The following is an 18,002-nucleotide window of genomic DNA, read 5'->3' as shown; positions in this document are numbered from 1 at the left end:
GCGCGGAGGAGGGGAAGAACAAAACGCACTTGCGCTTAAGTCAGTGCCATTGGGCTGAAGCCTGACCTGCAGCAAGACGGCTGGACGCGCCCGGTGCCGCTTCCTAGACTCTCGTCCCCTTCGTATTTCGTTTCGCGGAGAATCGTCATGGCCGCCGTCCCGCAAGCGCAGCAGCCGCTGTTGCGCGACATGTCCCTCTTCCGTCAGCAGGCCTTCATCGGCGGACGCTGGGAAGACGCGCCGGACGGCAAGGTCAAGCAGGTGTTCAATCCGGCGAATGGCAAGCTCATCGGCACCATTCCCAATCTCGGCGCGGACGCGGCGAAGCGCGCCATCGACGCCGCAAACCAAGCGCTGCCCGACTGGCGCGCGCGCACGGCGAAGGAACGCGCGCAGATCCTGCGCAAATGGTTCGACCTGATGATGGCGAACCAGGAAGACCTCGCCATCCTGATGACGGTCGAACAGGGCAAGCCGCTTGCCGAGAGCCGCGGCGAAATCGCGTATGCCGCTTCCTTCATCGAATGGTTTGCCGAAGAAGGCAAGCGCGCCTACGGCGATGTGATTCCCTCGCACGGCCGCGACAAGCGCATCGTCGTGCTGAAGCAGCCGATCGGCGTCACGGCCGCGATCACGCCGTGGAATTTTCCTGCCGCGATGATCACGCGCAAGGCTGGTCCGGCACTCGCGGCCGGTTGCACGATGGTGATCAAGCCGGCGGAACTCACGCCCTATTCCGCGCTCGCCATGTGCGTGCTGGCGGAGAAGGCCGGCATGCCGCCTGGCGTCATTTCCGTCATCACCGGCGACTCGCGCCCGATCGGTGCGGAGTTCACCAGCAATCCCCTCGTGCGCAAGCTGAGCTTCACCGGCTCGACGGCGGTGGGCAAGGTGCTCATGTCGCAGTGCGCGACCAACGTGACCAAAGTGTCGCTGGAACTCGGCGGCAATGCGCCCTTCATCGTGTTCGACGATGCCGATCTCGATGCCGCCGTCGCCGGCGCGCTCGCCTCGAAGTATCGCAACGCCGGCCAGACCTGCGTCTGCGCCAACCGCCTGTTCGTGCAGAGCGGCATCTACGATCGCTTCGCGGCAAAGCTGGCCGACGCCGTGAAGGCGATGAAGGTCGGCGACGGCCTGGAGCAGGACACCAAGATCGGTCCGCTGATCGACGACAAGGCCGTGAACAAGGTCGAAGAACACGTGCAGGACGCGGTGAGCAAGGGCGCGACAGTGCTCTACGGCGGCAAGCGCGGCGATGCCGCCGGCAGCTTCTACACGCCGACCGTGCTGACCGGCGTGACGGCCGACATGCTGGTGATGCGCGAGGAAACCTTCGGTCCGCTGGCGCCGCTGGTGAAGTTCGACACCGAAGAAGAAGTGATCCGTCTCGCCAACGACACCGAGTTCGGCCTGGCGAGCTACTTCTACAGCCGCGACATCGGCCGCATCTGGCGCGTCGCCGAAGCGCTCGAGTGCGGCATCGTCGGCATCAACGAAGGCATCATCTCCACCGAGGTCGCACCGTTCGGCGGCGTGAAGGAAAGCGGCATCGGCCGCGAAGGCTCGAAATACGGGCTGGAGGACTACATGGAGATCAAGTACCTCTGCTTCGGCGGCATCTGATCTAAGGAGCACCCGCGCCGATGGATTCCGTCGACTGCGTAGTCATCGGCGCCGGTGTCATCGGCCTGGCGGTCGCGCGCGCGCTGGCGCTCGCCGGTCGCGAAGTCATCATTCTCGAAGCCGCCGATGCCTTCGGCACCGGCGTCAGTTCGCGCAGCAGCGAAGTCATCCACGCCGGCATCTACTATCCACGCGGCTCGCTCAAGGCGCAGCTGTGCGTCGCCGGCCGCGAACTGCTGTATCCGTTCTGTGCGCGTACCGGCGTCGAACATCGCTGCTGCGGCAAGCTGATCGTCGCGACATCGGATGAGCAGGTCGAAGACCTGCGGCTGATTCACGCCGCCGCCCTCGGCAACGGCGTGCGGCTCGAATGGCTGAGCGAGGCGGCGGCGCGCGAACTCGAACCGGAACTGCACTGTCGCGCCGCGCTGTTCTCGCCGCTGACCGGCATCATCGATACGCACGGCTACATGCAGGCGCTGCTCGGCGAAGCCGAGAATGCCGGCGCGATCCTCGCGGTACGCAACAGCGTGCAGCGCCTGTGGCTGGAGACGTCGACGATCCTGCTCGCCGTGAACCAGAACGAGCGCCCCGATCTGCGCGCCAACCTCGTCGTGAATTGCGCCGGCCTGCATGCGACGCAGGTGGCGAGCAGCATCGAAGGTTTTCCGGCGGAGCACATCCCGCGCGCGTACTACGCCCGCGGTCACTACTTCTCGACCGCGAGCCGCGCTCCCTTCCGGCATCTCATCTATCCGGTGCCGGAACCCGGCGGCCTCGGCGTGCATCTCACGCTCGACCTCGCGGGGCAAGCGCGCTTCGGTCCCGACGTCGAATGGATCGACCAGCTCGACTACACCGTGAGCCTGGAACGCGCCGAACGTTTCTACAGCGCCATCCGCCGCTTCTGGCCGGCACTCGAAGACGGCAAGCTGGTACCGGCGTACGCGGGCATCCGGCCGAAGATCAGCGGCCCGGGCGAACCGGCGGCGGACTTCCGCATCGACGGCCCGCAGTCGCACGGTGTGAGCACTGTCATCAATCTGTTCGGCATCGAATCGCCGGGCATCACGGCGTCGCTGGCGATTGCGGATCACGTGGCGGCGCTGGTGCCGCGGCATCAATGAAGAGAATGGCCGCAAAAAGGCGCAAAGAGACGCAAAGTTCAGAGAAGAAATTTCTCTTCTCATTTGAGTGTTTTGCGCCTTTTTGCGGCCATTCTCTTTTCTGAAGATCAGAACATGAAAGCAAAAGTGAAATGGGTCCAGGACGTGATGTTCCTGGGCGAATCGGGTTCCGGCCACAGCGTCGTGATGGACGGCGCGCCCGATGCGGGCGGGCGCAACGTCGGCTTCCGGCCGATGGAAATGATGCTGATGGGCCTCGCCGGCTGCTCGGCCTTCGACGTCGTACTGATACTCAAGCGCAGCCGCGAGGACATCACCGACTGCGTCGTCGACGTCGACGGCGAGCGCGCCGAGACCGACCCGAAAGTCTTCACCCGCGTGCGGATGCACTACATCATCACGGGCCGCAACCTCGATGCGAAGAAGGTCGAACGCGCCGTGAAACTGTCGGAAGAAAAGTATTGTTCGGCGTCGGCAATGTTCGGCAAGACCGCGACGCTGACGCATACGATCGAGATTCGAGAGGCGTAAGAGCGGAGTTCACACGGAGATCACGGAGGCCACGGAGAAGACAAAGAAGAAATTTCCACGGGGGACACGGGGAGCACGGGGTCTCGGAACAGAAATTTTCTTTCCCCGTGCTCCCCGTGTTCCCATTCTTTCCCCCGTGGAAATTCTCTTCTCCCTTCCGACCTCCGTGGTCTCCGTGATCTCCATGTGAAACTCCTGATCTTCTTCGACAACCGAGGAACCCACGATGAAACGCACAGCAACGGCAGTCTGGAACGGTGGCCTGAAAGACGGCAAGGGGACGATCTCGACGGAGAGCGGCGTGCTGAGCAGCACGCAGTATTCGTTCAACACGCGCTTCGAGGAGGGCAAGGGCACGAATCCCGAGGAGCTGATCGCGGCCGCACATGCCGGCTGCTTCTCGATGGCGCTGTCGGCGCAGCTCGGCGGTGAAGGCAAGACGCCGGAATCGATCGAGACGGAAGCGGCGGTGACGCTGCTCAAGACGGAGGCGGGATTCACGATCACGGCCGTGCATCTGAAAGTGCGCGCCAAGATTCCGAACATGACGCCGCCGGAGTTTCAGAAGTTTGCCGAAGCGGCCAAGGCGGGCTGCCCGGTATCGCGCCTGCTCAAAGCCGAGATCACGATGGAGACGCGGCTGGCGGGATGGACCTGAGACTCTTCTTTCCTCCTGTGGGGCCGGCTTTAGCCGGCTCTGAAAAAGGCCGGCTGAAGCCGGCCCCACAGTAAGAGAAAGAAAAGCAGTTCCTATGTTTCCATCCCATCGTCCGGATGACCCGGCGTTCCAGATGCATATCTGCGCGCCCAGAAATAGCAGACCACGGCGAGCACCACGCCTGCCGTCATCAGCAGCGCCAGCGTTGCCAGCGTGCCGTCGTTGAAGACGGCGACGGCCATGCCGGCCAGCGTCGACACCAGCGATTGCAGCGAGCCCATCAGCGCCGCGGCGGCGCCGGCGGTTTTTCCGTGCGGTGCGAGGCCAAGCGCGGTCACGTTCGGCGTGACGCGCGCGGTGCACAGGAAGAACGCGAACTGCAGGATGATCGCGAACCACAGCGGCAGCGACACGAACGCAGCCGATGCGACCAGCAGCACACCCACGACCGGCGGCCACCAGATCGCGCGCGACAGGGATTCGGCCGGGCCCATGCTGCGCAGGGCGCGCACGTTCAGGCGACTCGCGGTCAGGAATGCGATGCCATTGAGGCCGAGCAGCCAGCCGTACTGCTGCGGCGTCAGCGCATAGAGTTCCTGCATCACCGTGGCCGAGCCGGTGACATAGCAGAACAGCGCGCCGATGGCGAAGCCGCCCAGCAGCGAATAGGCCACCAGCGCCGGATCGAGCAGCAACCGCGCGTAGGTGCGCACGACATGCGGGGTACTGAACGGCACGATGTTCAGTGCATCGCGCGATTCGCGCAGCAGGCTGTGCATCGCGATCAGCAAGGCCACCCCCAGCGCCGCCTGGAACACGAACGTACCGCGCCAGCCGACCAGCGTGATGACCCAGCCGCCGAGCGTCGGCGCCACGATCGGCCCGAGCGAGACGATCGACATCAGGATGGCGAAGGCGCGCGCCGCCTCGTGCGGCTGGCAACGATCGCGGATGATCGCGCGCCCGATGACCAGGCCGCCGCAGGCGCCGAGCGCCTGCACCACGCGCATGAGCGTGAGCATGGTCATGTCGCTGGCGAACGCACAGCCCATCGCGCCGAGAACGTACAGCGTGAAGCCGACGTACAGCGGCGGTTTGCGGCCGAAGCGGTCGCTGATCGGCCCGTACAGCAATTGTCCGATCGTGATGCCGACGAGATACGCGGCCATGGTGCGCTCGACGCCCTGTTCGGCGAATTCGCGCTCGATCATGGGAAAGCCCGGCAGGTACATGTCGATCGAGAACGGACCGACGCCGCTCATGGCGCCGACGAGCAGCAGCCAGCCGGGAATGCGATGGGATCGGGAGTCGAGGGTCATGAGACGAAGGCGGAGAACGACAGCGCACAGAGTACACAGTCTGTCTTCCTGACACAGCTTGCGCGGACTGCCCGTTCCAAACACGGCGGGATGGGGCATCATCGCAGCCCTGCATCAGCCGTCACCGAAATGCGAGGCGAATCATGACCACCGGTACCTGTCTGTGCGGCACGGTTCGTTACGAGGTGACGGGTCCCTGCCAGTGGATGACGCATTGCCACTGCTCGATGTGCCGCAAGCATTCCGGCTCGTTGTTCGGTACGACGCTGGGCGTGCCGGAACAGAATTTCCGCTGGTTGCAGGGCGAGGATGCGATCGTTCACTACCGGTCGTCGCCCTCTTTCCAGCGACCCTTCTGTCGCGAATGCGGATCGCCCGTGCCCGACATCGCGGGCGGCATGGCGATCTGTCCTGCCGGCGGCCTCGCCGACGATCTGGACGCAAAGCCGCAGGCGCACATTTTCGTGGCGTCGAAATCGCCGATGCACGAACTCACCGACGATCTGCGACAGTTCGAGGAATATCCGCCGGGCTACGGCACGGCAGTGCCGGCGCCGCAGAATCCCGCCGCGGCGGACAGCGGCGACACGATTCACGGCAGTTGCCTGTGCGGCGCCGTGGCGTTCGAGATCGACGAATCCCCGCGCAACGTCGTGAACTGTCACTGTTCGCGCTGCCGCCAGAGCCGCGGCACGGCGCACGGCGTGAACTTCTTCACGCGACTCGACAAGCTGCGCTGGACGCGCGGCGCGGACAAGGTCCGGACCTACAAGGTGCCGGAGGCGCAGCTTTTCTCCACCAGTTTCTGCGCCGACTGCGGCAGCACGCTGCCTTCGGCGTTCGCGCCGATCAAGCGTTACATCGTGCCCGCCGGCGGCCTCGATACGCCGCTGCCCATCAAGGCGGGAATCAACATCTGGGTCGGTTCGCGTGCGCCGTGGTTCGAGCTGACCGACGGTCTGCCGACGTATGAAGAGATGCCGCCGCCGGATCGGGTGCGGGACGTGATGTTCTAAGGAGCGGAGTGACGAAAGTCACGAGGTCAGACGCACCCGTGACTTCCGTACCCTCGTGACTTTCGCCCCGTGACTTCCGTCACTCACGCCAGCGACAGGTCCCAGAACGCCGCTTCGATCTTGTGCCCATCCGGATCGCGCACGAAGCAGCCGTAGTACGGCGCGCCGTATTCCTCGCGCGGGCCCGGAGCGCCATCGGGTGTCGCACCTCCGGCGATCGCGGCGTCATAGAACGCATGTACCTGCTGCTTGCTGGCCGCGACGAATCCGAAATGCGTGCCGTTGCCGACCGCCGCGGGCCTGCCGTCGTACGGCGAGCCGACCCAGAACTCCGGGTACTGCCGGCCGTACGCCACCGCTCCTGGATGCTGCATGAGTCGCTTGCAGCCGAGGGACGCGAGCACGCGATCGTAGAACGCGCACGAGCGTTCGAAATCATTCGTGCCGATGGATACGTGCGAGAGGATGCTCGGATTGGCGTCGGACATGGCGGCTCCCTTCGTCGATGACTGGGCAGGCCGCGAACCTTAGCAGCAGAACAAGACAGCTCATGGCAGCGTTGGCAATGCGGGTCGCTCGATGCACTCCCCCACGCCGCCCTGCCCCGCAAGCGAGGATCAGAGCACGTTCGGCTTGCGCAGGTTCGTGAGCGGTCGCCGATACGACGGATCGTCCGGGCTGCGCGCAGGCGTGCCGTTGCCGGCGATGTCCGGAATGTCGCTGAAGGGAATCGGCATCGTCGGCACCATGCCGGACCATTCGATGGCGTTGGTGCGCAAGGCGATCTTCCATGTGCCGTCGCGACGTTCGAGCCGGTCGATGTAGCGCCCGCCGGCGATCCAGTTGGAATCGTCGCGATTGCGTCCGACGAAGAGATAGTAGGTTTCCGTGTGCGCGACATCGCCGTCGATGTCGCAGGTGTGATTCAGCAGGTTGTGATGCGTCGCGTGCTGGCCCTGCTCGTGCAGCTGCGACGCCCAGTCATACAGTTCCCTCGGCCCGCCGACGAACGGCCCCGCCGCGATCACCGCGTCATGATGAAAGGCCGACAGGAACACCTCGCGATCGAACCGGTCCATGCCGCGACTGAACCGGATCAGGCAGTCGAGGATGTCCTGGCGGTCGAGAAGTACGGCGAGACGCGTTTGCTGGGTACTCATGATCTTTCTGGAACTTGAATCAGGAGAATGGCCGCAAAAAGGCGCAAAAGACTCAAATGAGAGAAGAAATTTCTTCTCTGAATTTTGCGCCCCCTTTGCGCCTTTTTTGCGGCCATTCACTTCGCTCACACCGGCGACCAGATCGGCGCCCCGCGCTGCGCCCGCAGCGACGGAATCACTTTGCCGTCGATGTCGGTCACGCCATAGTCTTGGGCCACCTCGGCAGTAATGAACGTGCCGCCCGAGCGTTTCATGAGATTCGGATCGTTCAGCAGCGCCGCGATCACGCGGCCGGGAAATTCCGGCGAACAGCCGATGGACGGATGGGTGACGACCTGCTGCTTCATCGCCGGATTGCGCGCCAGGTTGCGTTCGGCGCGTTCGGTGAACGTGAGTCCCTGCCACAACGACAGCGAGGCAACGTTGTGCGGCTTGAGTTCGATCGCCATGTCGCGCGACATGCGATCGACCGCCGACTTGCAGGTGCCGAAGACGACGCCGTACGTATAGGTGACGCCGACGTAGCCCGAGATCGCGACGATCAATCCCGACTGCTGCGGCACCATGATGTGCGCCGCATGCCAGGCGGCGACGAAGTTCGAGCGCACGCCGACGTCGACCATCTCCCAGTTGGAAAGCGGCTTGTCCCAGAAAGGCCGCGGTTCGGTCAGGTCTTCGGGAAGGGCGAACGCATTGTTGACGAGGAGGTCGAGCCGGCCCTGTTCGCGCCGTACCTGCTCGAACAGTGCGGCGACCTGTTCGTCGTTGGCGTGATCGACCTGGACCGCGATGCCCCTGCCGCCGCGTTGCGTCGCTGCCGCGGCGGTTTCGCCGACCGTACCGGGCAGCGGACAGGACCCCGGCGTCACGGTGCGTCCGGTGACGTACACCGTGGCGCCTTCGCTCGCGAGCGCGAGCGCAATGCCCTTGCCGATCCCGCGGCTGGCGCCCGTGACCACCGCGACTTTGCCTGTGAGCGTGCCCAAACGGATCTCCCGAACCGGCCAGCAAGGATCGTTCGAATCTGCCAGAAGATACGCGGCCCGGGCTTTTTGCGCGACACTGCCGCTGCACGAACAGACCGATGAGAATTCCGATATCGTAGCTGCCGTAAATCCGAGAGGCGTCTTCTACGACATGAAGTACGGAATCATTTCAATGCTGCGCACCGGCATCGCGCTGCCGGTGGACGGTGGCTACGTCACGGCCTGACCCATGCGCGCCATCATTCTCCCCGTCACGCCGTTTCAGCAGAACTGCTCGATCGTCTGGAACGAACAAAACCGTCGCGCCGCCGTGGTCGATCCGGGCGGCGATCTGGACCGCGTGCTGGCGCAACTCGACAAGGAAGGACTCACGCTCGAGAAGATCCTGCTGACGCACGCGCATCTCGATCACGCGGCGGGCACGGCCGAACTCGCGAAGCTCAAGGGCGTGCCCATCGAAGGGCCCCACGAAGGCGACCGCTTCTGGATCGACGGCCTGCCCGAAGCCACGCGCAAATACGGCTTTCCGCCCGCAGAATCGTTCGAGCCGGATCGCTGGCTGAATCAGGGCGACACCGTCACGGTCGGCGGCGAAACGCTGGAAGTCTTTCACTGCCCCGGCCACACGCCGGGGCACGTCGTGTTCTTTCATCGCGGCGTGCGTGTCGCGTGGGTGGGCGATGTGCTGTTCGCCGGCTCCATCGGCCGCTCGGATTTTCCGGGCGGCGATCACGCCACGTTGCTCAGTTCGATCCGCGAACGCCTGTTTCCGCTCGGCGATGACGTGACGTTCGTGCCCGGTCACGGACCGACGTCCACCTTCGGCAATGAACGACAGACGAATCCGTTCGTGGCGGATCGGCTGTTCGGGAAGTGACATCGACCGAGGACGACCGAAGCGGCAATCGAATCCGCTTCGATCGCAACGCATCAGCTCCCTGCGGTACCGCCCGTCTGTGCCCGGATGAACCGGACGATGCTGACGCTGAGCGCCGGCGCAAGCGGCAGCGACGGATCGCGATACGAGGCGAGCTGCTTCGACTGCTCGTTCGGCACGAGTTTCAGGACGTGATTCATTCCCTCGACGATCACCAGTTCGGTTGCCGGATTCGCCGCGTGCAACGATTGCGCGGCCTGTACCGGCAGCTGGATGTCGGTGTCGCCCTGAACGAGCAGGCATGGCACGCGCAGATCCCTGATCGCTTCGGTCGGAACGATCCTGAACCAGTCGATCAGATAGGGCTGCACGCTCGGGCGATAGAGCGTCATCAGCGCCGGCGGCACATCCTGGACCGACTGGCCGCTTTCGAGCGTAGTCAGGATCTTCTCGTTCGTCTGCGCGAGTTCTGGCGGCAGTCTTCCCCTGAGCTGCGACCGCAGAATCTGCGGCGCGCTCTGCGCGGGGCCGGCAATGGAGACGTAGGCGCGAGCTTCTCCGGCGCGCGCGACGAGCAAGCCGATCGTCGCGCCTTCGCTGTGCCCGATGATCACGACGTTCGGGAAGCGTGGGTCCCCCAGCAGAAGCTTCACCCACGCCTGCGCATCGGCGACCAGGTCGTGGAATACCAGCTTCGATTCGTCGGTCAGCGCTGCGGCGCTGGCGCCGACGCCGCGCTTGTCATAGCGCACGGTCGCGATGCCGTCCTGCGCCAGCGCGGTCGCCAGCAGTTTGAGACTGTCATTCCTGGTCATCGGATTGTTGCCGTCCCGGTCCGTCGGCCCGGAACCGGCGATGATCAACGCCACCGTCTGCGACTTGCCTGCGTCCGGCAGCATCAGTGAGCCGTGCAGCTCACCGGTCGGAGTGCTGACCGCGATCAGCTGTTCGACGGCCGCCTGCGTCGATGCTGCAAATGACAGCAGCACGAAGGCGGGAACGAGAGCGAGAATCCTGAACGTCATGGTCGGTCCCTCTTGCATGCAACCCAAGGCACGGAGCTTCTTCTGTAGGTCAGGCTTCAGCCTGACTGTCTTCCGGCCGGCTGTGACCTAAGGAAATGGATAAACCACTTCCTTCGGTCGTCCCGCGGGAAAGCCGGCCCCACCGCAGGAAAGAAACCAGATCAGAACCGCCACGTCCACTGCAATGTCGCACCGCCTTCCGCCATGTGCATCGCCAGCGATGCATTGCTGTTTTCCTCGAGCCCGAGAAAGGCGTCGTTGAAGAACGAGGCGAGAAAGTTGCCGATCGCCATGCCGACCAGCGTGTCGGAAGGATAGTGCCAGCCCGCCTCGATGCGCGCCCATGACGTCCCGAGCGTCATCGCCGTAAGACCGACGTCGGCGGCGCAGCGCCAGCCGTCGCTCATGTCGATCGAGCGCAGGTTGCGCGAAGCCAGACGGGTGTGCACGGCCGAGGATGACGTGTGGCCGGAAGGAAAGCTGGCACTGTCGTCACCGTTCGGACGTTCGCGACCGGTCGCGCTCTTGAGCCCGTTGGTGATCGCTACCGTGCTGCTGACGGCCGCGATGCCGACCAGCGTGCCTTTGGCCTTGTTGACGATCCAGTCGCCGGCATCGGGGCCGCTCGGTGTCGCGGCGATGGTCACGTAGTGCGCCAGCACCGAGGCATTGCGCAGATCGTCGCTCCAGTCTTCGGCGCTGCGCTGCGAGCCGAAGACGGGCGTGTGTTCGCGTGCCCAGTCGGACGTGCGTCGATCCCAGTCGTCGATCTGGAAGGCCGCGGCGCCGAGCAACGGCGCCCAGACCCACGGATCTTTCGCCGCGTTCACCGCCGATTCGCGCACGCGCTCCCAGCCCGGCGCGACCGTCGCGTCTTCACCCCAGCTGCGCCCGTTGGGCAGCGTCGTGCAGCCGCTCAGGACGAGCGTTGCGAATGCGAACAAGAGCACGGTGATCTGCGTCGACATGTTCATGCGGCTTTCCATGGAGCCGCCGGGCCGGCGGCATTGCGTCAGACGCACGCAATCAGGAAATCAATCGCGAGTGTGGCCGTCGCGCGCGTGCCGGAAATCCGCACGAACACTCACTCGTGCCGCAGCGCCTCGATCGGGTCGAGCTGCGCGGCCCGCTGTGCCGGGAAATACCCGAACACGATGCCGACCGCCGCGGAGAACGTGAATGACAGAATGATGATCGACGGGTTCAGCACGAACGGCACGTGGAATGCATTGGTCGCGAGCGCACCGGCCGTCAGTCCGAGCAGGATGCCGATGATGCCGCCCAGTGCGGCGAGCACCACGGCCTCGACGAGAAACTGCAGCAATACGTCGCGCGCCATCGCGCCGACGGCGAGCCGCGTACCGATCTCGCGCGTGCGCTCGGTGACCGACACCAGCATGATGTTCATGATGCCGACGCCGCCGACGATCAGGCTCACGGCGGCGACCGCGCCGAGCAGCGCGGTGAGCACGCGCGTCGAGCTGGTGAAGGTGCTGGCGACTTCCTTCAGATCGCGCACGATGAAATTGTCGGCGGTGCCGGCGCGGACCTTGCGGCGCTCGCGCAGGAGATTTTCGAGGTCCTTCTGCACCTTCTCGGTCGACACGCCGTCGCGCGCGGAGACCAGGATGGCGCCGACATCCGAGTTGCCGGCCATGCGTCGCTGCAGCGTGCGCAACGGAATCACGACCAGGTCGTCCTGGTCCTGGCCGAAGCCGGACTGGCCCTTGGATTCCAGCAGTCCGATGACATTGCAGGACAGCTTGCCGAGACGGATCGTGGCGCCGATGGGATCCTCGCTCTCGAACAGTTCGCGGCGCACCGTGCTGCCGATGATGCACACCGCGGCGCCCGCACGCAGTTCCGAGTCGGAGAAATTGCGGCCGGAGGCCAGCGCCCAGTCGCGCACCTCCAGGAACTTGTCGCTCGTGCCCGTGATCTGGGTCTGCCAGTTGCTGTTGCCGTAGATCGCCTGCGCGCTGCTGTTGGAGGACGGCGCCACCGCCGCCACGCCCGAAATCTGGTTCTCGATCGCCTGGACGTCCGCCAGTTCGAACGGCGGTGCGGCCACGCGCGCGCCGCCCGGCGCGAATCCCTGGCCGCGAAACACCTGCAGCAGGTTGGTGCCGAGCTTGCTGATGTCGGCCTGCACCTGCGCCGTGGCGCCCTCGCCAATCGTGACCATCGTGATGACGGCGGCCACGCCGATCACGATGCCGAGGATCGTCAGCGACGAGCGCAGCACGTTGCGGCGGATTTCGCGCAGGGCGAGGATGACGGCGTTCAGGAACATCAGTGGGTCTCCGCCCGTACCGGCACATTCGCCTCATCGCTTTCGATGGTGCCGTCGCGGAACCGCACGATGCGGCGCGTCCACGCAGCGATGTCCGGTTCGTGCGTGACCATGGCAATGGTGATGCCGCGTTCCTCGTTGAGCCGGGTCAGCACCTTCATGATCTCGATGCTGGTGGCGGTATCGAGATTGCCGGTGGGTTCGTCGGCGAACAGCACGCGCGGTTCGGAAACGATCGCGCGCGCGATGGCGACGCGCTGCTGCTGGCCGCCGGACAGTTCGCTCGGCACGTGGGTTTCGCGGCCGGTGAGACCCACTTCCTGCAGCGCCTTGCGGGCGCGCTGGTGGCGCTCTTCCTTCGGTACGTGGCGATACACGAGCGGCAGCTCGACATTCTCCAGCGCGCTGGTGCGGCTCAGCAGATTGAACCCCTGGAAGACGAAGCCCAGGTAATTGCGCCGCAGCAGCGCGCGCTGATCGGGGCTCATGTTGCCGACCGGCACGCCGAGGAACCGGTAGCTGCCGCTGGTCGGCGTATCGAGGCAGCCGAGGATGTTCATGCACGTCGACTTGCCGCCGCCGCTGGGGCCCATCACCGCCACGAATTCGCCGGGAAAAATGCGCAGGTCGATGCCGCGCAATGCACGCACTTCGCCTTCGCCGTGTCCGTAGACCTTCGTGACCTGCGACAGATCGATGATGGGTTGCGGCGATTCGGGCATGCCGGTCATGACTTCTTCGTCGGCTGTTCGGCGTCGACGATCACGGCGCTGCCGGGCTCGAGCTTGCGCGCCCGCGCCTGCTTGATGCGTTCGGCGACTTCCGGCGGCATGTTGTTCATGCGCTGCGCATCGTCCGGCGCTTCCGGCAGCGGCAGCACCTGCGTGTTGCGTCCGTCCGTGGCGCCGGTGCGGAACATCACCATCGCGGGTTCGCCGTTCTCGATGATCCACGCGCGGCCCATGCGGCGATTGCCGTTCTGCTGCTGCTGACCGCCGCCCCAGCGGCGCGGCATCGGCATGATCGCCGTCAAGGCGCTGCTGCGCTGCTGGGTGCTGGACGGCGCACCGGGCACGTCGACGCCTTCCGGCGTGAAGCGCAGTGCGGCGTTGGGAATCAGCACCGTATCCTGGATGTTGGTCGTGACGATTTCCGCCGTGGCCGTCATGCCCGGACGCAGCAGCAGTTCGGAGTTGTCCACTTCGAGCACGGTTTCGTAGGTGACGACGCCGGTCGAGGTGGCACTCGATGCGCCGCTGCTGGTCGAGGACGAACTCTTCTGCGTGTTGTTCGACGCGAAGTGCACCTGGGTGATGTGCGCCGAGAAATGCCGGTTCGGGAAGGCATCGACGGTGAAGGTCGCGGTCTGGCCGGTTTCCACCGAGCCGACGTCGGCTTCATCGACGGCGACGTGCAGTTCCATCTTCTTCAGGTCTTCGGCGAGCGTGAACAGCACCGGCGCCTGCAGCGACGAGGCCACGGTCTGGCCGGGTTCGACCGACCTCACCAGCACGACGCCGTTGATGGGCGAGCGGATCTCCGCTTTCGACAGATCGGTGAGGACGGTTTCGAGACTGGCTTTCGCCTGCGCGACCGAAGCGCGTGCCGCGGCGGCTTCGCCCCTGGATTGCGCGACGGCGGCTTCGGCGACGTCGAGATCCTGCTGCGAGGGGATCTTGTTGTTGCTCAGTTCGCGCACCTTGAGCAGGCGCTGGTAGTTCGCGTTCGATTCCTTTTCGCCGGCATCGGCCTGCAGCACCCGCGCTTCGGCCGAAGCGAGCGAGCTGCGCGCCTGCAGGACCTGCGCGTTCAGACGCGTCGTGTCGAGCATCGCCAGCAGATCGCCCTTCTTCACCACGTCGTTCACGTCGACATTGACGGCACGCACGGTGCCGGAGAGTTCGACGCCGATGTCGACCTGATTGCGCGGCTCGAGATTGCCGGTCGCAGTGACGGTCACCGTGAGATCGCCCTTGGTGACTTCCTGGGTCACGTAGCGCACCTCGCCCGAACCGCCGCGCAGGAAGACGAAATAGACGATGAGCGCGAGGACGAGCGCGGCCACGATCCATTTGATCCAGGGCTTCCAGGATTGCGGCGCGCGCGTGCCGTAGTCCAGCGTCTGCGCGACGTCGTCGGTGACGGTGTTGGTTGTCATGTCCATCAGGGTAGTTCGTTGGAGGCCGTCGCGGCCGGCGGGAAGACGGACCAGCCGCCGCCCAGGGCCTTGTAGAGCCGGATCAGATTGGAGGTCATTTCGCCGTCGCTGACCGCCAGCGCATCTTCGGCGGAGATCAGCTGACGATCGGCCGTCAGCACGGTCTGGAAATCGACGAGGCCGGAGTTGTACTGCATCAGCGCCAGCTCGCTGGCGAGTCGCGCACTGCCGGCGGAATCGATCAGCGCGGCATGACGGCGCTGTTCGTTGACCCATTGGGTCAGGGAGTTTTCCACTTCCTCGTAGGCCGCCAGCACGGTCGCCTCGTACACGGCCAGCGCCTGGTCGACCTGCGCATTGGTCGCCTTGATGTTCTGGCGGATCGCGCCGGCGCGGAAGATCGGCATGCTCAGCGACACGCCATAGCGGTTCGATTGCACGTTGTCCGAAAACAGGTCGCCCGCGGAACCGGCCGTCACGCCGATCGAGCCGCCGAGCGAGAGTCGCGGATACAGTTCGGCGGTCGCGACGCCGACCTGCGCCGTCTGCGCCGCCAGGCGGCGCTCGGCCGCGCGGATGTCCGGTCGACGGCGCATCACGTCGGCGGGCACGCTCGACACCACGTCCACCGGTGCGACCGGAATCGGTTTGCGTTCGCCGAGCTGCTGCTCCAGCGAGCCGGGCGTCTGGCCGGTCAGCACGGCGAGCCGGTTCTTGCCAGCCTCGAGCGCCGATTCCAGCGATGGCAGCGCGGCAAGCGTGGTCGAGTAGCTGCTCTTCGCCTGCTCGACATCGAGCACCGTGGCGAGGCCGGCCTCGCCACGCCAGGTGGTGATGTCCACCACTTCGCGCTGCGACTCCAGATTGCGCTCGGCATAGCTGAGGCGCGACTGCGAGGTGCGGACGTCGACGTACGCCAACGCAACTTCACCGAGCAGCGAGACGAGAACGTCGCGCAGCTCGGCATCCGCGGCGGCGAGCTGTGCCGTCGAAGACTCGAAGGCGCGGCGCTGGCCGCCGAACAGGTCGATTTCCCAGCTCGCATCGACGCCGCCGTCCCAGGTTTCCTGCTTGCCGTTGATGTCGGAGTCCGAGCGGCTGCCACCGGCGGAGGCGTCGAGCCAGGGCCAGAACGAGGCGCCCGTGATGGCGCGCCGGGCGCGGGCCTCCACCACGCTGGCCTTGGCCTGCCTGAGGGTCAGGTTGTTCGCCAGCGCCTGATCGATGAGCTGATTCAGCGTCGGGTCGTTCAGTACCGTCCACCAGCTCGCGAGCACCGGGGTCTCGGCGCTGTCCGGCTTCACACCGGCCTGCGGCTGCGAATGCCAGGCATCCGGCACCGGCACGTCCGGCGCACGATAGTCCGGCCCGACCGCGCAGGCCGTGAGCAGGCAGGCCAGGGACAGGCACCCTATATTTCGGCCGACTTTTGAGTTCAGAAAATCCACCAGCGATTGTCCTTGCGAGGGCGCGCCGGTGACGGCGGGCCCCGTTCGACGCCGCGGCATGATGACCAAGTCATCCCGCGCCGGTTGCGAAGAAGTGTTACCGATCGTAAAGCGCAGGTCTCTGAAATTTCATGGATTACAGCTCGGTCAGGAAGCGCGGCGCTTATAACGTCCGGTGCTGTGCAACGTCGCGACTGGCCTATGTGCCGGGCAGATCGTTCCCGCACAATCGCTGCCCCTGTTACCACGCCGTTACCGCAGGACTGTGACCACTGCGGCCGGCCCCAAGTTCGACTCCATGACCGCGACTGCGACGACCCGCCTCACCCACCTGCAACGACTGGAAGCCGAGAGCATCCACATCCTCCGCGAGGTGGTCGCCGAGTGCGAACGGCCGGTGATGCTCTATTCCATCGGCAAGGACAGCTCGGTGATGCTGCACCTCGCCATGAAGGCCTTCTACCCGGCCAGGCCGCCCTTCCCGCTGCTGCACGTCGACACGACCTGGAAGTTCCGGGAAATGATCGCCTTCCGCGACGAGACGGTGCGCAAGCTCGGCCTGGAACTGCTGGTGCACATCAACCCGGAAGGCATCGCCCGCGGCATCGGACCGTTCACGCACGGCTCGGCGGTGCATACGGACGTGATGAAGACGCAGGGCCTGAAGCAGGCGCTCGACAAGTACGGCTTCGATGCCGCCTTCGGCGGCGCCCGGCGCGATGAGGAAAAATCCCGCGCCAAGGAACGCGTGTTCTCCTTCCGCTCGGCCCAGCATCGCTGGGATCCGAAACGCCAGCGTCCCGAACTCTGGCGCCAGTACAACGCGCGCAAGAACCAGGGCGAAAGCCTGCGCGTGTTTCCGCTGTCGAACTGGACCGAGCTCGACATCTGGCAGTACATCCATCTCGAAAACATCCCGATCGTGCCGCTGTACTTCTCGCAGCCGCGACCGGTGGTGAAGCGCGACGGCGCGCTGATCATGGTCGACGACGAGCGCATGCCGCTCGCGCCCGGCGAAAAACCCGAGATGAAGTGGGTGCGCTTCCGCACGCTCGGCTGCTATCCGCTCACCGGCGCCGTCGAAAGCCGTGCCGCCACCCTGCCTGACATCATCCAGGAAATGCTGCTCACGACCAGTTCCGAGCGGCAGGGCCGCGTCATCGACCATGACAGCGCGGCGTCGATGGAGAAGAAGAAGCAGGAAGGGTATTTCTGAAGATGAATGGCCGCAAAAGGCGCAAAAAGCGCAAAGGTCAGAATCTGACTCCGAATCTTTTTTGCGCTTTTTGCGCCTTTTGCGGCTAATTCCCCGATCCCATGTCCCACAAATCCGATCTCATCGCCACCGACATCCAGGCCTATCTCAAGGCGCACGAGCACAAGAGCCTGTTGCGGTTCATCACCTGCGGCAGCGTCGACGACGGCAAGTCGACGCTCATCGGGCGGCTGCTGTACGAATCGAAAATGATCTTCGAGGATCAGCTCGCGGCGCTGGAGGCGGATTCGAAAAAGGTCGGCACGCAAGGCGGCGATCTCGACTTCGCGCTACTGGTCGACGGCCTCGTCGCCGAGCGCGAGCAGGGCATCACCATCGACGTCGCCTACCGCTTCTTTTCCACCGACAAGCGCAAGTTCATCGTCGCCGATACGCCCGGCCACGAGCAATATACCCGCAACATGGCGACCGGCGCGTCGACCGCCGATCTGGCGATCATTTTGATCGATGCGCGCAAGGGGATCCTGACCCAGACCCGCCGCCATTCCTATCTGGTCAGCCT

General features: G+C 65.0%; 19 protein-coding genes. 9 read left to right on the top strand and 10 right to left on the bottom strand.

The window, feature by feature from the left end; genetic code table 11:
• Positions 1–147: 147 nt before the first annotated feature.
• The 4 genes from gabD (at position 148) to V7D81_RS19940 (ending at position 3,942) form a co-directional block, all read left to right on the top strand.
• Positions 148–1,626 (top strand): NADP-dependent succinate-semialdehyde dehydrogenase, encoded by a 1,479-nt coding sequence (gene gabD, locus V7D81_RS19955; protein ID WP_324319578.1) that lies wholly within the window; start codon positions 148–150, stop codon positions 1,624–1,626.
• A gap of 20 nt (positions 1,627–1,646) precedes the next feature.
• Entirely contained in the window at positions 1,647–2,753 is a 1,107-nt protein-coding gene (locus V7D81_RS19950; RefSeq protein ID WP_324319576.1) for an NAD(P)/FAD-dependent oxidoreductase, read from the top strand.
• 114 nt (positions 2,754–2,867) lie between these two features.
• Positions 2,868–3,284 (top strand): OsmC family protein, encoded by a 417-nt coding sequence (locus tag V7D81_RS19945; protein ID WP_324319575.1) that lies wholly within the window; start codon positions 2,868–2,870, stop codon positions 3,282–3,284.
• Between the two features lie 226 nt (positions 3,285–3,510).
• Positions 3,511–3,942, top strand: a complete 432-nt coding sequence (locus tag V7D81_RS19940; protein WP_324319572.1) for an OsmC family protein — start codon at positions 3,511–3,513, stop codon at positions 3,940–3,942.
• A gap of 92 nt (positions 3,943–4,034) precedes the next feature.
• Here the strand turns inward: V7D81_RS19940 and V7D81_RS19935 are convergent, their stop codons facing one another.
• Positions 4,035–5,261, bottom strand: a complete 1,227-nt coding sequence (locus V7D81_RS19935; protein ID WP_324319570.1) for a multidrug effflux MFS transporter — start codon at positions 5,259–5,261, stop codon at positions 4,035–4,037.
• 143 nt (positions 5,262–5,404) lie between these two features.
• On the opposite strand from V7D81_RS19935, the gene V7D81_RS19930 reads away from it, so the two are divergent.
• A complete protein-coding gene (locus V7D81_RS19930) occupies positions 5,405–6,277 on the top strand; it encodes a GFA family protein (protein ID WP_324319568.1) in 873 nt (290 codons plus the stop codon).
• Between the two features lie 83 nt (positions 6,278–6,360).
• On the opposite strand, the gene V7D81_RS19925 is transcribed toward V7D81_RS19930, so the two are convergent.
• The 3 genes from V7D81_RS19925 to V7D81_RS19915 form a co-directional block, all read right to left on the bottom strand.
• The gene (locus V7D81_RS19925) at positions 6,361–6,765 is read right to left on the bottom strand and encodes a VOC family protein (protein ID WP_324319566.1); all 405 of its coding nucleotides are present in this window, start codon (positions 6,763–6,765) and stop codon (positions 6,361–6,363) included.
• A gap of 129 nt (positions 6,766–6,894) precedes the next feature.
• Positions 6,895–7,437: a nuclear transport factor 2 family protein gene (locus V7D81_RS19920; protein ID WP_324319564.1), complete on the bottom strand. Its 543-nt coding sequence runs from the start codon at positions 7,435–7,437 to the stop codon at positions 6,895–6,897.
• Positions 7,438–7,562: 125 nt separating this feature from the next.
• Positions 7,563–8,423, bottom strand: coding sequence for an SDR family NAD(P)-dependent oxidoreductase (locus V7D81_RS19915; RefSeq protein WP_324319562.1), 861 nt, complete (start codon positions 8,421–8,423; stop codon positions 7,563–7,565).
• Between V7D81_RS19915 and V7D81_RS19910 the strand changes: the two genes are divergently transcribed.
• Both V7D81_RS19910 and V7D81_RS19905 read left to right on the top strand, forming a co-directional pair.
• A complete protein-coding gene (locus tag V7D81_RS19910) occupies positions 8,410–8,649 on the top strand; it encodes a hypothetical protein (RefSeq protein WP_324319560.1) in 240 nt (79 codons plus the stop codon). The two genes, V7D81_RS19915 and V7D81_RS19910, sit on opposite strands and share 14 nt — an antisense overlap.
• Positions 8,650–8,652: 3 nt before the next feature.
• A complete protein-coding gene (locus tag V7D81_RS19905; protein WP_324319559.1) occupies positions 8,653–9,300 on the top strand; it encodes an MBL fold metallo-hydrolase in 648 nt (215 codons plus the stop codon).
• A gap of 53 nt (positions 9,301–9,353) precedes the next feature.
• On the opposite strand, the gene V7D81_RS19900 is transcribed toward V7D81_RS19905, so the two are convergent.
• The 6 genes from V7D81_RS19900 to V7D81_RS19875 all read right to left on the bottom strand — a co-directional run bounded on the left by V7D81_RS19900 (position 9,354) and on the right by V7D81_RS19875 (position 16,284).
• Positions 9,354–10,325 carry an alpha/beta hydrolase gene (locus V7D81_RS19900; RefSeq protein ID WP_324319557.1) on the bottom strand — a complete coding sequence of 324 codons (972 nt, stop codon included), beginning with the start codon at positions 10,323–10,325 and terminating at the stop codon, positions 9,354–9,356.
• Positions 10,326–10,486: 161 nt separating this feature from the next.
• Positions 10,487–11,299, bottom strand: a complete 813-nt coding sequence (locus V7D81_RS19895; RefSeq protein WP_324319555.1) for a phosphatase PAP2 family protein — start codon at positions 11,297–11,299, stop codon at positions 10,487–10,489.
• Positions 11,300–11,409: 110 nt separating this feature from the next.
• Positions 11,410–12,618 carry an ABC transporter permease gene (locus V7D81_RS19890; protein WP_324319553.1) on the bottom strand — a complete coding sequence of 403 codons (1,209 nt, stop codon included), beginning with the start codon at positions 12,616–12,618 and terminating at the stop codon, positions 11,410–11,412.
• The gene (locus V7D81_RS19885; RefSeq protein ID WP_324319551.1) at positions 12,618–13,349 is read right to left on the bottom strand and encodes an ABC transporter ATP-binding protein; all 732 of its coding nucleotides are present in this window, start codon (positions 13,347–13,349) and stop codon (positions 12,618–12,620) included. The genes V7D81_RS19890 and V7D81_RS19885 overlap by 1 nt, the downstream gene beginning before the upstream one ends.
• Complete coding sequence (locus V7D81_RS19880) at positions 13,346–14,782, bottom strand: efflux RND transporter periplasmic adaptor subunit (RefSeq protein WP_324319549.1); 1,437 nt, start codon at positions 14,780–14,782, stop codon at positions 13,346–13,348. The genes V7D81_RS19885 and V7D81_RS19880 overlap by 4 nt, the downstream gene beginning before the upstream one ends.
• A complete protein-coding gene (locus tag V7D81_RS19875; protein WP_324319547.1) occupies positions 14,782–16,284 on the bottom strand; it encodes an efflux transporter outer membrane subunit in 1,503 nt (500 codons plus the stop codon). Before V7D81_RS19875 ends, V7D81_RS19880 begins: the two co-directional genes overlap by 1 nt.
• 238 nt (positions 16,285–16,522) lie before the next feature.
• On the opposite strand from V7D81_RS19875, the gene cysD reads away from it, so the two are divergent.
• Both cysD and V7D81_RS19865 read left to right on the top strand, forming a co-directional pair.
• Positions 16,523–17,440, top strand: a complete 918-nt coding sequence (gene cysD, locus V7D81_RS19870) for a sulfate adenylyltransferase subunit CysD (protein ID WP_324319545.1) — start codon at positions 16,523–16,525, stop codon at positions 17,438–17,440.
• 101 nt (positions 17,441–17,541) lie between these two features.
• A partial coding sequence (locus tag V7D81_RS19865; protein WP_324319543.1) for a GTP-binding protein occupies positions 17,542–18,002 on the top strand: 461 nt, incomplete at its 3' end.

Origin of the sequence: Povalibacter sp. (assembly GCF_036735925.1) — a bacterium.
In the GTDB taxonomy this organism is placed as follows: Bacteria; Pseudomonadota; Gammaproteobacteria; order Steroidobacterales; family Steroidobacteraceae; genus Steroidobacter.
This window is presented reverse-complemented; position numbering and strand designations above follow the sequence as displayed.

Bases quoted from the DNA above. Each gene is read 5' to 3' on its own strand.
- gabD (WP_324319578.1), top strand. From the start codon at position 148: ATGGCCGCCGTCCCGCAAGCGCAGCAGCCGCTGTTGCGCGACATGTCC.
- V7D81_RS19950 (WP_324319576.1), top strand. From the start codon at position 1,647: ATGGATTCCGTCGACTGCGTAGTCATCGGCGCCGGTGTCATCGGCCTG.
- V7D81_RS19945 (WP_324319575.1), top strand. From the start codon at position 2,868: ATGAAAGCAAAAGTGAAATGGGTCCAGGACGTGATGTTCCTGGGCGAA.
- V7D81_RS19940 (WP_324319572.1), top strand. From the start codon at position 3,511: ATGAAACGCACAGCAACGGCAGTCTGGAACGGTGGCCTGAAAGACGGC.
- V7D81_RS19935 (WP_324319570.1), bottom strand. From the start codon at position 5,261: ATGACCCTCGACTCCCGATCCCATCGCATTCCCGGCTGGCTGCTGCTC.
- V7D81_RS19930 (WP_324319568.1), top strand. From the start codon at position 5,405: ATGACCACCGGTACCTGTCTGTGCGGCACGGTTCGTTACGAGGTGACG.
- V7D81_RS19925 (WP_324319566.1), bottom strand. From the start codon at position 6,765: ATGTCCGACGCCAATCCGAGCATCCTCTCGCACGTATCCATCGGCACG.
- V7D81_RS19920 (WP_324319564.1), bottom strand. From the start codon at position 7,437: ATGAGTACCCAGCAAACGCGTCTCGCCGTACTTCTCGACCGCCAGGAC.
- V7D81_RS19905 (WP_324319559.1), top strand. From the start codon at position 8,653: ATGCGCGCCATCATTCTCCCCGTCACGCCGTTTCAGCAGAACTGCTCG.
- V7D81_RS19900 (WP_324319557.1), bottom strand. From the start codon at position 10,325: ATGACGTTCAGGATTCTCGCTCTCGTTCCCGCCTTCGTGCTGCTGTCA.
- V7D81_RS19895 (WP_324319555.1), bottom strand. From the start codon at position 11,299: ATGAACATGTCGACGCAGATCACCGTGCTCTTGTTCGCATTCGCAACG.
- V7D81_RS19890 (WP_324319553.1), bottom strand. From the start codon at position 12,618: ATGTTCCTGAACGCCGTCATCCTCGCCCTGCGCGAAATCCGCCGCAAC.
- V7D81_RS19885 (WP_324319551.1), bottom strand. From the start codon at position 13,349: ATGACCGGCATGCCCGAATCGCCGCAACCCATCATCGATCTGTCGCAG.
- V7D81_RS19880 (WP_324319549.1), bottom strand. From the start codon at position 14,782: ATGGACATGACAACCAACACCGTCACCGACGACGTCGCGCAGACGCTG.
- V7D81_RS19875 (WP_324319547.1), bottom strand. From the start codon at position 16,284: ATGCCGCGGCGTCGAACGGGGCCCGCCGTCACCGGCGCGCCCTCGCAA.
- cysD (WP_324319545.1), top strand. From the start codon at position 16,523: ATGACCGCGACTGCGACGACCCGCCTCACCCACCTGCAACGACTGGAA.